Genomic DNA, 13,441 nt, shown 5'->3' with positions numbered 1-13,441 from the left:
CTTCCCTCTCAGCCCAGCAGGACGTCGTCGTCGCCCAGCCGCTTCAGCTCGCGGTAGAGGATGGCGAGGTTGGTGACGACCGCGGCGCCGGTCACAACGGCGTCGATCAGTCGCAGCGTGTCGTGGTCGTCGCGGGCCTTCTTGATCTGCTTGTAGGCACCGAGGGCGCCGAACGCCGACGTGGCCATCGAGACGTACAGACCGGTCCGGGACTTCTTGAAACCCTTGGCCTTGGACAGTGCGTTGCTCACAGCGACGGTGCCTCCTCGATCAGCGGGTGACCCCACCTTTCCACGAAGGCGGCCTCGACGGCGGCACCCACCTTGTACAGGCGGTCGTCCTTCAGGGCCGGGGCGATGATCTGGAGCCCGACCGGCAGGTTGTCCTCGGGGGCGAGGCCGCAGGGCAGCGACATCGCGGCGTTGCCCGCGAGGTTGGCCGGGATGGTGCACAGGTCGGCCAGGTACATCGCCATCGGGTCGTCGGCGCGCTCGCCGATCGGGAAGGCGGTGGTCGGGGTCGTCGGGGAGACGATCACGTCGACCTGCTCGAACGCCTTCTCGAAGTCCCGCGTGATGAGCGTACGGACCCTCTGGGCGCTGCCGTAGTAGGCGTCGTAGTAGCCGCTGGACAGGGCGTACGTGCCGAGCATGATGCGGCGCTTGACCTCGGCGCCGAAGCCGGCCTCGCGGGTGAGCGAGGTGACCTCCTCGGCCGAGTGCGTGCCGTCGTCGCCGACGCGCGCGCCGTAGCGCAGGCCGTCGAAGCGGGCGAGGTTGGAGGAGCACTCGGAGGGCGCGATCAGGTAGTACGCCGACAGGGCGAGGTCGAAGGACGGGCAGTCCAGCTCGACGATCTCGGCGCCCAGCTCCTTCAGCAGCGCGACGGACTCGTCGAACCGCTGGACGACACCGGCCTGGTAGCCCTCGCCGCGGAACTGCTTGACGACGCCGACGCGCATGCCGTCGACGCTGCCGTTGCGGGCGGCCTCGACGACCGGCGGGACCGGGGCGTCGATCGACGTGGAGTCCAGCGGGTCGTGCCCGGCGATCACCTCGTGCAGCAGGGCCGCGTCCAGGACCGTACGGGCGCAGGGGCCGCCCTGGTCGAGGGAGGAGGAGAACGCCACCATGCCGTACCGGGAGACCGCGCCGTACGTCGGCTTGACGCCGACCGTGCCGGTGACGGCGGCCGGCTGGCGGATGGAGCCGCCGGTGTCGGTGCCGATGGCGAGCGGGGCCATGTGGGCGGCGAGCGCGGCGGAGGACCCGCCGCCGGAGCCGCCGGGGATCCGGGTGAGGTCCCAGGGGTTGCCGGTCGGCCCGTAGGCGCTGTTCTCGGTGGAGGACCCCATGGCGAACTCGTCCATGTTGGTCTTGCCGAGGATGACGACGTCGGCGTCCTTGAGGCGCTTGGTGAGCGTCGCGTCGTACGGCGGGATCCAGCCCTCGAGGATCTTGGAGCCGACGGTGGTCGGGATGCCCTCGGTGGTGAAGATGTCCTTCAGCGCGAGGGGCACACCGGCCAGCGGGCCGAGCTGCTCGCCCCTGGCCCGCTTCTCGTCCACGGCGCGGGCCTGGGCGAGGGCGCCCTCGCGGTCGACGTGCAGGAAGGCGTGCACCTTCTCGTCGACGGCCTCGATCCGGGCGAGGTGGGCCTCGGTGACCTCGACGGCGGTGAGTTCGCCGGAGGCGATCTTGGCGGCCGTCTCGGCGGCGGTGAGCTTGATGATGTCGCTCATGGCGGTTACTCCTCCCCCAGGATCTGCGGCACCTTGAAACGCTGCTGCTCCTGGGCGGGGGCGCCGGAGAGCGCCTGCTCGGGGGTGAGCGACGGACGGACCTCGTCCGCGCGCATGACGTTCGTCAGCGGCAGCGGGTGGGAGGTCGGCGGTACGTCTTGGTCGGCGACCTCGGCGACGCGGGCGACCGCGCCGATGATGTCGTCCAGCTGTCCCGCGAAGTGGTCGAGCTCTTCGGGCTTCAGCTCCAGACGCGCCAGCCGGGCGAGGTGGGCGACCTCCTCGCGCGTGATGCCAGGCATGCAGCGTTCCTCTGAGTGAGTGCGTGCGGTTTGGCCCCAATCCTATGGGGCGGGGCGGGGTGGGGGTGCATCGGTTTGTCGGCGGGGGCCGCGACGGAGCTCAGGGGGCTGTGTTCTCCGCGCGGCTTCGCCGCGGTGGGCGCGGGAAGTTGCCACCGGCGGTCGGCCGACAACGCACCCAACGGGGTCCAAGGGGCGGAGCCCCTTGAAGGGATGGGAAGGGTAGGGGCGGCGGGGGCGAAGAACCCCGGGCGAACCCCCACCCACCCCGGCGAGCCGCAGGCTATTCGTCACCGGCGGCCGCAGGCAGCGCCGGCGCGGCGGGCGCCCGCCGCGGAGCGCCCCGCGCCCGCAGCCACGCCGTCGTCTCCTCCGGCGGCATCGCCGCGGAAACCAGCCACCCCTGCACCGCGTCGCACCGCAGATCCCGCAGCCGCTCCCACGTCTCGTCGTCCTCGACACCCTCCGCCACGACCAGCAGCCCGAGGGAATGCGCGAGATCGATCGTGCATCGCACGATCTCCGCGTCCTCCGTGTCGATCGCCAGCCGCGCCACGAACGACCGGTCGATCTTCAGCTCACTCACCGGCAGCCGCCGCAGATGCACCAGCGACGAGTACCCGGTCCCGAAGTCGTCCAGCGACATCTTCACCCCGTGCCCGGCGAGCGCCGCCAGCGTGTCCGCCGCCCGCTGCGGATCCTCGAGCAGCACATGCTCGGTGATCTCCAGCTGCAACGCCCCCGCCGGCACCCCGTGCCGGGCCAGCCGCGCGGCGACGGACCCGGCGAAACCGGGGGTGTGCACGTCACGCGGCGAGACGTTCACCGCGACCGGCACCAGCAGCCCCTGCTCCCGCCACGCGGCCACCTGTTCGAGCGCGGTCTCCAGGACGTACTCGGTCAGGTGCGGCATCAGTCCGGAGGACTCGGCGATGGCGATGAACTCGTCCGGGGGCACCCTCCCGCGCTCGGGGTGCACCCAGCGCACCAGCGCCTCGAGCCCGGCGACCTCGCCGTCGAAGCGGACCTTGGGCTGGTAGTGCAGCTGCACCTCGTGCGCGTCGAGCGCGCGCCGCAGATCGCCCAGCAGACCGAGCCGGTCGGGGGTGTTGGAGTCCCGCTTGGACTCGTACACCTCGACGCCGGTGCGGTCACGTTTCGCCTGGTACATCGCCACGTCGGCGCGGCGCAGCAGCCCCTCGGCGTCGGTGGAGTGGTCGGGGAAGACCGCGAGCCCGGCGCTGGCCTCCAGGACGAGGGTGAGCCCGTCGAGGTCGAGCGGGGAGCTGAGGGCGACGACGAGGTTGCGGGCGACGCGGGAGGCGGACGTCGTGGAGTCCGCGATCGGCAGTAACACGGCGAACTCGTCGCCGCCGAGCCGTGCGGCCTCGGCGCCGCGGGGCAGCGCGAGGCGCAGCCGCTCGGCGATCTGGAGGAGCAGCCGGTCGCCCGCGAGGTGACCGAGGGTGTCGTTGACCGAACGGAAGCGGTCGAGGTCGATCAGCATGAGCGCGGAACGCGCTCCGATGCGTTCGGCGTCGTCGAGCGCGCTCCAGGTGCGCTCCAGGAGCCACTGGCGGTTGGGCAGTCCGGTCAGCGGGTCGCGCAGTTGTTCCTCGGCGCGGACGCGGGCGATCCACAGGGTGGAGTCGAGCGCGATGAGGGGGATGGCGAAGAGCGGCAGCAGCAGCGGCCGGGCCTCGGCGACGACGCAGATCAGCGGGGTGATGCCCAGCAGGGCGACGGCGAGCAGCCCCTGTCTGACCAGCGCGGTGCGGGCGACGGTGGGCAGATGGCCGCCGCGCGGACCGTGCAGGAACCACAGCAGGGCGCGGGTGACGACGAGGTAGGCACAGGCCACCAGGGCGACCTGGGGTGCGGTGGCGAGCGTCCAGGTACCGGGGTTCCAGGGGTGTTCGACGGACGGGACGCGGCCGCAGGCGGCCAGCAGCAGGGCGCCGGTGCCGATGCCGAGGATGTCCACCGCGCCGTGCAGGACGCCCTGCCGCCAGCGGCCCGGCCGGGCGACGCCGACCAGGACGACGGTGGTGAGGCTGATCATGCCGGCGGCGACCCAGCCGTAGAGCAGCAGGACGGCGAGGGTGAGGGCGGCGCCGGAACCGGTGCCGCCGGACCAGCGGGACTGGCCGAGCGCCACGAGGTGGCCGACGATGACACCGGTCAGCAGGGCGAGCGACCAGCCGACGGTGCCGGACGGGAAGAGGGCGTGGTGCCCGTCGAACGCCCGGTAGAACCCGGCGCCGAGCACAACGGCGGCGACCCCGACGACAGCCCCCGGCAGCGTCGGCCACGAGGGTCCTCGCTCACCGCGCTCCAACGGATGCGCGCCACCCGGTCCGGCTCCGCCCGGCCGCGGCGCCCCACCGGCCCCGGACGCGCCCTGCCCCCACCGCGCCATCCGGCCCAGCCCGGATCCGCCCTGCCCCGGCACGGCCCCGCTCCCGGAAGCACCCGAAGCACCGATGCCCCCGGGCCCACCCGCAATCCCCCACGCACGCGCGACCCGCTGCGCCCGGGCGTCACCCCGCGCACCCGGCGCACCCGGCGCACCCGGCGCACCCGAAGTACCGGACACCGCCGTCGCGCCCGGGGCGCCCGCTGCACCCCCGGCACCCGGCCTACCCGCCGCACCCGGTGCACCCGCGGCGCGCGGCCTACCCGCCGCGCCCGGCCTACCCGGGAGACCCGACGCCCTTCCGGCGCCCGGCGCACCGGCGCCACCCGACCCGCCCGGGAAGCCCGCCGCACTCGCCGCGCCCCCGGCACCCGGCGAACCCGAGGCGCCCAACGCACCCCGCGCACCCGCAGCGCCCATCGCGCCCGCAGCACCCGGCCCACCGCCCGGGAAACCCGACGCACTCGCCGTGCCTCCGGCCCCCGGCGAACCCGAGGCGCCCATCGCACCCGCAGCGCCCGGCCCACCGGCCGGAAAACCCATCGCACCCGAAGCCCCCGGCCCACCGGCCGGGAAACCCGACGCGCCCCCGGCACCCGGCGGGCTCGCCGGACCCGCGGCGCCGAACGCGCCGGCGGTGCCCGGGGCAGCCGCCCCGCCCTGCGTGCCCAGGGCGCCCGCAGCGGCGTCCTCGGCGGTGCCCGGGGCGCCTTCGGCGCCCGGGTCCCGTATCGCCCCGGCGTCGCGCGAGCGCGACGCCGTCCGGGTGGCTCGGCGCCACGCGCCGGAGATCCGGCGGACGCGCGGCCGCGCGTCCGGGGCGGCGCTCTCGCTCGGTTCCATTCCCGTCCCTCTCACAGCCGGCGGTGCCCACGCGTTCGCGGCCCGGTGCCGGCGACGACTGCCGACGGCACCACGTCCAAAAACCCACCACGCAGCGGGGCACGGCAGGCGTACCTCTCAACAGTAGGCCGCGTAAGGCTTCCACGGGCAGCGGTCGGCCACGGTTGCCCGAATGCGACCCGGCCACCCGTATGCATCTGGTATGCGCCGAACGGGTGGCCTTCAACCGCTACTCCTCGGTCGGAAGCGCGACTTCGGCCGCGGCTTCCGGTCCGCGCTCCAGCAGGACGGCGAATCCGTCCTCGTTCAGCACCGGCACCTTCAGCTGCATCGCCTTGTCGTACTTCGATCCGGGGCTGTCGCCGACGACGACGAACGACGTCTTCTTGGAGACCGACCCCGTGACCTTGGCGCCTCTGCTTTGCAGGGCCTCCTTCGCCCCGTCCCGCGTGTGGTGTTCGAGCGTGCCGGTGACGACGACGGTGAGCCCCTCCAGCGGCCGCGGCCCCTCGTCCTCGCCGGTGTGCTCCTCCTCCATGCGGACCCCGGCGGCCTTCCACTTGCGCAGGATCTCGCGGTGCCAGTCCTCGGCGAACCACTGCTTGAGGGAGGCGGCGATGATCGGGCCGACGCCCTCCGTGGCCGCCAGCTCCTCCTCGCTCGCCGCCTCGATGCGGTCCACCGAGCGGAACTCGCGGGCCAGTGCCTCGGCGGCGACGGGGCCGACGTGGCGGATGGACAGCCCGGTGAGCACGCGCGCCAGCGGGCGTTCCTTCGCGGCGGCGATGTTCTCCAGCATGGCGACCGCGTTCTTGCGCGGCTCGCCCTGCTGGTTGGCGAAGACCGTGGCGATCTTCTCCTCGCCGCTCTTCGGGTCGCGCTTGGGCAGCCCGCTGTCCTGGTCGAGGACGTACGCCTTGATGGGCAGCAGCTGCTCCATGGTGAGGTCGAACAGGTCGCCCTCGTCGGTGAGCGGCGGCTCGGCGGGCTCCAGCGGTCTGGTCAGGGCCGCGGCGGCGACATAGCCGAAGTGCTCGATGTCCAGCGACTTGCGGCCCGCGAGGTAGAACAGCCGCTCGCGCAACTGGGCGGGGCAGGCCCGGGAGTTGGGGCAGCGCAGATCGACGTCGCCCTCCTTCATGGGCCGCAGCGGGGTACCGCACTCGGGGCAGTCGGCGGGCATCACGAACTCCCGCTCGCTGCCGTCGCGCAGGTCGGCGACGGGGCCGAGGATCTCGGGGATGACGTCACCGGCCTTGCGCAGCACCACCGTGTCGCCGATGAGGACGCCCTTGGCCCTGACCACGTCCTGGTTGTGCAGCGTGGCGAACTCGACCTCGCTCCCGGCCACCGTCACCGGTTCGACCTGGGCGTACGGCGTCACCCGTCCCGTTCGGCCGACGCCGACGCGGATGTTGACGAGCTTGGTGTTGACCTCCTCGGGCGCGTACTTGTACGCGATGGCCCAGCGCGGGGCACGGGAGGTGGAGCCGAGGCGGCCCTGGAGGGGGATCTCGTCGAGCTTGACGACGGCACCGTCGATCTCGTGCGCCACGGAGTGCCGGTTCTCGCCGTAGTACGCGATGAACTCCCGTACGCCCGCGAGGTCGTCGACCACCCGGTTGTGCGGGGAGGTGGGCAGCCCCCAGGTCTTCAGCAGCTCGTACGCCTGGGAGAGGCGTGTCATGCCGTCGAAGCCCTGAAGGGCGCCGATGCCGTGCACCACCATGTGCAGGGGACGGCCGGCGGTGACCCGGGGGTCCTTCTGGCGCAGTGAACCGGCCGCCGCGTTGCGCGGGTTGGCGAAGGGCTTGTCGCCGGCCTCGACGAGGCGGGCGTTGAGCTCCTGGAACTTCTCCATCGGGAAGTAGACCTCGCCGCGGATCTCCACGACGTCCGGCACCTGCTCGCCGTGCAGCCGGTCGGGGATCTCGGCGATCGTGCGCACGTTCGGGGTGATGTCCTCGCCGGTGCGGCCGTCCCCGCGGGTGGCGGCGCGGGTGAGGCGGCCGTGCTCGTAGGTGAGGTTGACGGCGAGGCCGTCGACCTTGAGCTCGCACAGGAAGTGGTACTCCTGGCTGCCGAGTTCCCTGGCGATGCGTTCGGTCCAGGCGGCGAGGTCCTCGTCGTTGAACGTGTTGTCCAGCGACAGCATGCGCTCGCGGTGCCGGACCGAGGTGAACTCCGTCTCGTACGCGCCCGCGACCTTCTGCGTGGGCGAGTCGGGCGTCCGCAGCTCGGGGTACTGCTCCTCCAGGTCCCCCAGCTCGCGCAGCAGCCGGTCGAACTCCGCGTCGCTGACGACCGGAGCGTCCTTCACGTAGTACCGGAAGCGGTGCTCCTCGATCTGCTCGGCGAGCCGGACGTGCTGCTCCCGTGCCTGCGCGGGCACCGCCGTGGTCTGGGCTTGCTTGTCGCCGGCCACCGTCTTGTCCTCCCGTTACTCTGGGTCGTCCGCGAGGGACCTCGCCGCCCGGGCGCAGTGGGCCAGCGCCCGGCGCGCGTACTCGGGGGACGCGCCCGCGAGTCCGCACGCCGGAGTGACCGTGACCGTCTCCGCGAGAAGCCCCGGAGACAGCCCCAGCCTGCGCCACAGCGTCCTGACACCCATGACGCTACCGGCAGGGTCTGACAACGGGGCGTCCGTGCCGGGCACGACACCGGCGAAGAGCCGGGTCCCCGCCTCCACGGCTTCCCCGAGCACGTCGTCGTCACGCTCGGTGAGCAGGGAGAAGTCGAAGGAGACGGCCGTCGCACCGGCCCGGCGCAGCAGCGCGAAGGGCACGTCGGGGGCGCAGGAGTGCACGACGACGGGACCGGCGTCGTGGACGCCGAGGACCTCGCGCAGGGTGGCCTCGACGACCTGCCGGTCGGGGGCGCGGTGGGTGCGGTAGCCGCTGGCGGTGCGGACCTGGCCGCGCAGGACGGCGGTGAGGGACGGCTCGTCGAGCTGGAGCACGAGCCGCGCGCCCGGCACCCGGCGGCGCACCTCCGCGAGATGCGCCCGCAGTCCCTCGGCGAGCGAGCCGGCCAGGTCGCGGCAGGCGCCGGCGTCGGAGAGGGCGGCCTCGCCGTTGCGCAGCTCCAGGGCGGCGGCGAGCGTCCAGGGGCCCACGGCCTGCACCTTCAGGGGGCCCTCGTGGCCCTGGGTGAACTCCTCCAGGGCATCGAGGTCCTCGCGCAGCCAGGAGCGGGCCCGTCGGGTGTCCCGCCCGGGGCGGTCCCCGATCCGCCAGCCGCTGGGCTCCACGCGCGCGTAGAGCTCGACGAGCATCCCGGCGGTGCGGCCGATCATGTCCGCGCCGGGGCCGCGGGCCGGCAGTTCGGGGAGGAAGGGGAAGTCCTCGAAGGACCCGGTGGCGGTCTTCGCGGCCTCCCGCGCGTCCCCGCCCGGCAGGGAGCCGACACCGGTGGCGGGCCCGAACCTGAACTGGCTGTTTTCACTCACGCCGGAAGCCTAGAGCCTGCGGCGCGAGCCCCGTCGTCCACCCGGGCGGCGGACCGTCGTCCGTCGGTGGCGGACGGCGGTGGCGGACGCCGGTGGCCGACCGTCGTCCGTGGGTGACGGACGACGGTGGCGGCCGTCGTCCGTCGGTGGCGGGCCGGGTTCAGGACTCCAGGAACTTGTCCGCCAGGCCCCGCTCCAGATAGTCGTCCGGCAGGTCCTGCACGAGCAGTTCGGCCTCGGCCCGCTCCGTGTGCAGGCGCCAGAAGGCGTCGGCGATGGTCTCCGGCTGGGAGTCGTGGCCGCCCTGGCCGATGAAGGCGGCGATCGCCACGTGGGCGGCGTAGACCCCGGTGCCGGCGAGCGCGGCGTGCAGATTGAGGATCCAGTTGCGCATCCCGCCGGTGGCGATCTGCACGTTCGCCACGTGCGGGGCGACGATCGGCCCGGAGCCGGCGCCGCTGGTGACCAGGACCGTCCCCGTGCCGCGCGCCATCATTCCGGGCAGCACGTGCCGCACCGCGGCGACGCCGCCGAGCAGATAGAGGTCGAGCTGGGCCAGGACCGAGTCGACGGTGACCTCTGTGGCTCCGACGAGCGGCGCCCGGCGCAGGTCGGCCGGGCTCGGCGCGGGCGAGTACTCGAGGACGTCGATCGGCCCCAGCCGCTCCTCGGCGGCGGTCAGCGCCGCGAGCAGGGCGGGACGGTCGGTGATGTCGGCGGGGAACACCTCGGCCCGGACGCCCGCGCCGGCCAGGTCGCCGGCCACTTCCTCCAGGGTCGTGCGGTTGCGGGCGATCAGCGCCACGTCGAACCCCTCGGCGCCGAACCGCCGGCCGATCGCCCGGCCCAGCTGCGGGCCCGCGCCGACGATCACGATCGTGCTCAACTCGCCACCTCGTTGACTCATTACTCTCATGGGCATGCGGCCGGCACACCTTGCCGCCGGCACCTCCACACCATAGGAACACCCCGGCCCCGGAGGCTCGGACCCGCACGACAGCCCGAACCGGAGATGCGCGACACCGGAGATGCGCGACAACGAGGAGACGATGAACGGCACGTTCTCGGTGGACCTGAGCGGCGCCCACGCCTTCGGCGACTTCGCCCGCGCGTGGCGGTCCCGGATGGGCGAGACGTTCCCGCTGGCGCCCTTCAGCCGGGCGACCGTCGCCGGTTTCGGGGCGCGGTCCCGGGGGTTCCGGCTGCGGAACGCGATGTTCAACCACTTCGAGAACGCGGCCGCCCTGCGGACGGTGGGTTCGGGAGTGGGCTCCGACGACCACGTACGGCTGTGGATCGTGCACCGGGGCACCTGGTGGCTCGGGGAGCCGGGAGGGACGGAGCGCACGGCGCCGGCCGGCCGCGTGCTGGTGCAGACGGGGCGGCTGTCCCACTTCGCGGCGGCGCCGCGCACCGCCGTCCGGATGCTCGTGCTGCCCGCCGCGGAGATCCGGCACGGGCGGGGCCGGACGTCCTCCGGTCCGGGCGGCACCGCCGAGGTACGGCTGCTGACCGCGCACGCCGCCGCGGTGGGCCGGATGCTGGACCGCCTCGGCCCCGCCGGGCTCGACGCCGCCCGCGACACCCTGGCCGAGCTGGCCCGGGCCGTGGTCCTGGGCGGCGTCGACGACGTGGAGCCCCGGCTGTCGCCGGCGCTGGCGCAGGCCGCGCGGGAGCTGGCCGACGGGCGGCTCACCGACCCCGGCCTGTCCCCCACGGCCGTCGCCCGGGAACTGAACGTCTCCGTGCGCACCCTGCAACGGGCCTTCGCGGGCGAGGGACGGTCACTGAGCGACTACATCAGGGACCGCCGGCTGGAGGAGGCGCGCCGCGCGCTCCTCACCGTCCCGCACCGGCGGATGACCGTCGCGGACATCGCCGCCCGCTGGCAGTTCGCCGACAGCGGCCACTTCGCCCGCGTCTTCCGCGGCCGGTACGGGCGGACGCCCACGGACTACGCGGCGTCCGCCGCGGCCGAGGAGGCCGACGGGGCGGAAGGGGCCGGCGGGCCCGACGAGCCCGACGAGCTCGGCGGGGTCACCGTCCCGGACGTACCGTCAGGTCGTTGACCTCGGCGTCGCGGGGCAGGTCGAGTGCCATCAGGACGGTGGTGGCGACCGACTCGGGGTCGATCCAGCGCTCCGGGTCGTAACTTCTGCCCTCCTGCTGGTGCACCTTGGCCTGCATGGGGCTGGCGGTGCGGCCCGGGTAGACGGAGGTGACGCGGACGCCGGCCGCGTGCTCCTCCTCGCGGAGCGCGTCCGCGAGGGCCTTCAGGGCGTGCTTGGAGGCGGCGTACCCGGACCAGCCGGCGTGCGCGTTCAGGCCGGAGCCGGAGTTGACGAACACGACGTGGCCGCGGGCGGTGCGCAACTGCGGCAGGAAGTGGCGGGTCAGCTCGGCGGGGGCCAGCAGGTTGACGTCCAGCTGGTGGCGCCAGGCCTTGGGGGTGAGCTCGCCGACCGTGCCGAGTTCGATGACGCCGGCGATGTGGAGGAGGGAGTCGACGCGGTCGGGGAGCGACTGGTGGGAGAAGGCCCAGGACAGCCGGGCGGGGTCGGCGAGGTCGCCGACGAGGGTGTGGGCGCCGGGGAACTCGGCGGCGAGTTCCTTCGCCCGGGCGGCGTCGCGGGCGTGCAGGACGAGGTCGTCGCCGCGGGCGTGCAGCCGCCGGGCGACGGCGGCGCCGATGCCGGAGCCGGCGCCGGTGATCACATGTGTAGCCATGCCGTCATGCTCGCATTTCTCCTCGCCCCCGCCGCCCCTGCCCTTCCCGTCCCCGGGGCCGCGCCCCGGGCCCCCGCCGAGAGATCGCGCCCACGCGGCGGCGCCGCACTCGGCGCAGCCCCGCCCGTTGTCCCCCGACCGCCCTCACTCGATGCCCTGCGTCTCCTCCAGATACGCCAGCGCCCCCACCGGCTCCTCCGCGAAGAAGACCAGGTCGGCCAGGGGGACGGGGAGGAAGCCCTCCGCGTCCATGCGGTGGAACTGCTGCTTCAGGCCGTCGTAGAAGCCGGCCGTGTTGAGCAGGACCACCGGCTTGTCGGTGTGGCCGTGCTTCTTCAGTTCCAGGATCTCGGTCGCCTCGTCGAGCGTTCCCGTGCCGCCCACCATGATGACGACGGCGTCGCCCTTCTCCAGCAGCAGCCGCTTGCGTTCGGCGAGGTCCCGGGCGACGACCATGTCGTCGACGCCGGGGCGCACCTTGTGCGAGAGGAAGTCGACGGAGACCCCGCACAGCCGTCCGCCCGCCTCCTGGACGCCGTCGGCGACCACCTTCATCAGGCCGGCGTCGGAGCCGCCCCAGACCAGGGTGTGGCCGCCCTTGCCGAGCAGTTCGGCGAACTCGCGGGCGGGGCGGGTGTAGCGGTCGTCGAGGTCGGCGGCGGAGAGGAAGACGCAGATTCGCATGGCGACCACGGTACGCGGGAAAAAAGCCCGCCCCCGGGCGGGAAGAACGGGGCACGCGGCCGTGCTGAACCGGCATGAGCCAAGGACACATCATCACCGTCGAACAGAGTGCCGAGCGCGTGCGCGTGGTCCACGGCGGCCAGGTGCTCGCCGAGAGCGACCGCCCCCTCGTGCTGCGCGAGACCGGCTGTCCCCCGCGCTACTACCTGCCCCCCGAGGACGTACGGCTCGACCTGCTGACGCCGTCGGAGACGCACACGGTCTGCCCGTTCAAGGGGACGGCCTCCTACTGGTCGCTGCCGGACGCCGCCGACCTGGTCTGGGCGTACCCGGAGCCCAAGCCGGACGTGGCCGCGATCAAGGACCACCTGTGCTTCTACGAGGTGGAGGTCGCCGGTACGGCGGGCTCCTGAGTTCCCGCCGTGTCGCGGGCCGGAACGCCGCACCCGTGGCAGTCTCCTGAGACATGGCAGCCATGGACAAGAAGGTCACCTCCAGCGACGGCACCTGTCTCGCGTACACGCGCACCGGTCGGGGCCCGGCAGTCGTCCTGGTGAGCGGGGCGATGTCGACGGGCGCGACGACGGCGCCGCTGGCCGCGCGGCTGGCGGACCGTTTCGAGGTGGTCGCCTACGACCGCCGGGGCCGCGGCGGCAGCGGGGACACCGCGCCGTACGCGGTCGCCCGCGAGGTGGAGGACCTCGGGGCGCTGATCGGCGCGGTGGGCGGCAGCGCCGCCCTGTACGGCATCTCGTCGGGCGGCGCGCTCGCCCTTCAGGCGGCGGCGAGCGGGCTGCCGGGCGTGACGCGGGTCGCCGTGTACGAGCCGCCGTTCGCACTGTCGGACGACGGGGCGGACGAGCGCGCCCGGTACACCGCACGGCTCACCGAGGCGCTGGAGCAGGGCAGGCGCGGGGACGCGGTGGAGCTGTTCCTGGCGCTCACCGGCCTCGCCCCCGAGATGATCGCGAACGCCCGCACCTCCCCCATGTGGCCCGGCATGGAGGCGGTCGCGCCGACGCTCGCGTACGACGACGCCGTGATGGGCGACGGCGGCCGCGTCCCCCGCGACCGGCTGGCGCGGATCGGGGTGCCGGTGCTCGCCGTGGCCGGCGGGGCGAGCCCGGCCTGGCTGCGCGAGGCGGCGCGGGCGGTGGCGGACGCGGTCCCCGACGGCGCGTACCGCTGCCTCGAGGGGCAGAACCACATGGTCGACCCGGAGGCCCTCGCCCCCGTGCTGGCGGAGTTCCTCGGGGCCTGAGTCGGAGCGCTCCGGCCGG

The 13,441-nt window shown here is 73.9% G+C and carries 12 protein-coding genes; 3 read left to right on the top strand and 9 right to left on the bottom strand.

Annotation, left to right across the window (positions count from 1 at the left end):
* Positions 1–8 precede the first annotated feature (8 nt).
* The 7 genes from IO29_RS14310 to IO29_RS14280 form a co-directional block, all read right to left on the bottom strand.
* The gene (locus tag IO29_RS14310) at positions 9–251 is read right to left on the bottom strand and encodes a hypothetical protein (RefSeq protein WP_006139668.1); all 243 of its coding nucleotides are present in this window, start codon (positions 249–251) and stop codon (positions 9–11) included.
* On the bottom strand, positions 248–1,741 hold the full coding sequence (gatA, locus tag IO29_RS14305; protein ID WP_030380188.1) for an Asp-tRNA(Asn)/Glu-tRNA(Gln) amidotransferase subunit GatA: 1,494 nt from the start codon (positions 1,739–1,741) through the stop codon (positions 248–250). The genes IO29_RS14310 and gatA overlap by 4 nt, the downstream gene beginning before the upstream one ends.
* Positions 1,742–1,746: 5 nt before the next feature.
* The gene (gatC, locus tag IO29_RS14300) at positions 1,747–2,043 is read right to left on the bottom strand and encodes an Asp-tRNA(Asn)/Glu-tRNA(Gln) amidotransferase subunit GatC (protein WP_030380187.1); all 297 of its coding nucleotides are present in this window, start codon (positions 2,041–2,043) and stop codon (positions 1,747–1,749) included.
* A gap of 283 nt (positions 2,044–2,326) precedes the next feature.
* Positions 2,327–4,462, bottom strand: coding sequence for a putative bifunctional diguanylate cyclase/phosphodiesterase (locus IO29_RS14295; protein WP_420705373.1), 2,136 nt, complete (start codon positions 4,460–4,462; stop codon positions 2,327–2,329).
* Between the two features lie 1,069 nt (positions 4,463–5,531).
* Entirely contained in the window at positions 5,532–7,727 is a 2,196-nt protein-coding gene (gene ligA, locus IO29_RS14290) for an NAD-dependent DNA ligase LigA (protein WP_030380185.1), read from the bottom strand.
* A 15-nt stretch (positions 7,728–7,742) separates the two neighbouring features.
* Complete coding sequence (locus IO29_RS14285; RefSeq protein WP_030380184.1) at positions 7,743–8,750, bottom strand: methionine synthase; 1,008 nt, start codon at positions 8,748–8,750, stop codon at positions 7,743–7,745.
* A 160-nt stretch (positions 8,751–8,910) separates the two neighbouring features.
* A complete protein-coding gene (locus IO29_RS14280; RefSeq protein WP_030380183.1) occupies positions 8,911–9,636 on the bottom strand; it encodes an SDR family NAD(P)-dependent oxidoreductase in 726 nt (241 codons plus the stop codon).
* Positions 9,637–9,778: 142 nt separating this feature from the next.
* On the opposite strand from IO29_RS14280, the gene IO29_RS14275 reads away from it, so the two are divergent.
* A complete protein-coding gene (locus tag IO29_RS14275; RefSeq protein ID WP_234307534.1) occupies positions 9,779–10,819 on the top strand; it encodes a helix-turn-helix domain-containing protein in 1,041 nt (346 codons plus the stop codon).
* On the opposite strand, the gene IO29_RS14270 is transcribed toward IO29_RS14275, so the two are convergent.
* Positions 10,788–11,477, bottom strand: coding sequence for an SDR family oxidoreductase (locus IO29_RS14270; RefSeq protein ID WP_030380181.1), 690 nt, complete (start codon positions 11,475–11,477; stop codon positions 10,788–10,790). The two genes, IO29_RS14275 and IO29_RS14270, sit on opposite strands and share 32 nt — an antisense overlap.
* A gap of 144 nt (positions 11,478–11,621) precedes the next feature.
* Positions 11,622–12,161, bottom strand: a complete 540-nt coding sequence (locus IO29_RS14265) for an LOG family protein (RefSeq protein WP_030380180.1) — start codon at positions 12,159–12,161, stop codon at positions 11,622–11,624.
* Positions 12,162–12,235: 74 nt separating this feature from the next.
* On the opposite strand from IO29_RS14265, the gene IO29_RS14260 reads away from it, so the two are divergent.
* Together IO29_RS14260 and IO29_RS14255 are read left to right on the top strand one after the other, a co-directional pair.
* A complete protein-coding gene (locus tag IO29_RS14260) occupies positions 12,236–12,574 on the top strand; it encodes a DUF427 domain-containing protein (RefSeq protein ID WP_030380179.1) in 339 nt (112 codons plus the stop codon).
* Positions 12,575–12,636: 62 nt separating this feature from the next.
* A complete protein-coding gene (locus tag IO29_RS14255) occupies positions 12,637–13,422 on the top strand; it encodes an alpha/beta fold hydrolase (protein WP_030380178.1) in 786 nt (261 codons plus the stop codon).
* The last annotated feature ends 19 nt before the right edge of the window (positions 13,423–13,441 follow it).

It is taken from the genome of Streptomyces sp. NRRL F-6676 (assembly GCF_000725625.1).
Lineage (GTDB): Bacteria > Actinomycetota > Actinomycetes > Streptomycetales > Streptomycetaceae > Streptomyces.
The sequence above is the reverse complement of the archived record's forward strand: the minus strand, read 5'-3'. Positions and strand labels throughout refer to the sequence as shown.

Bases quoted from the DNA above. Each gene is read 5' to 3' on its own strand.
- gatA (WP_030380188.1), bottom strand. From the start codon at position 1,741: ATGAGCGACATCATCAAGCTCACCGCCGCCGAGACGGCCGCCAAGATC.
- gatC (WP_030380187.1), bottom strand. From the start codon at position 2,043: ATGCCTGGCATCACGCGCGAGGAGGTCGCCCACCTCGCCCGGCTGGCG.
- IO29_RS14295 (WP_420705373.1), bottom strand. From the start codon at position 4,462: ATGGCGCGGTGGGGGCAGGGCGCGTCCGGGGCCGGTGGGGCGCCGCGG.
- IO29_RS14275 (WP_234307534.1), top strand. From the start codon at position 9,779: ATGCGCGACAACGAGGAGACGATGAACGGCACGTTCTCGGTGGACCTG.
- IO29_RS14270 (WP_030380181.1), bottom strand. From the start codon at position 11,477: ATGGCTACACATGTGATCACCGGCGCCGGCTCCGGCATCGGCGCCGCC.
- IO29_RS14265 (WP_030380180.1), bottom strand. From the start codon at position 12,161: ATGCGAATCTGCGTCTTCCTCTCCGCCGCCGACCTCGACGACCGCTAC.
- IO29_RS14260 (WP_030380179.1), top strand. From the start codon at position 12,236: ATGAGCCAAGGACACATCATCACCGTCGAACAGAGTGCCGAGCGCGTG.
- IO29_RS14255 (WP_030380178.1), top strand. From the start codon at position 12,637: ATGGACAAGAAGGTCACCTCCAGCGACGGCACCTGTCTCGCGTACACG.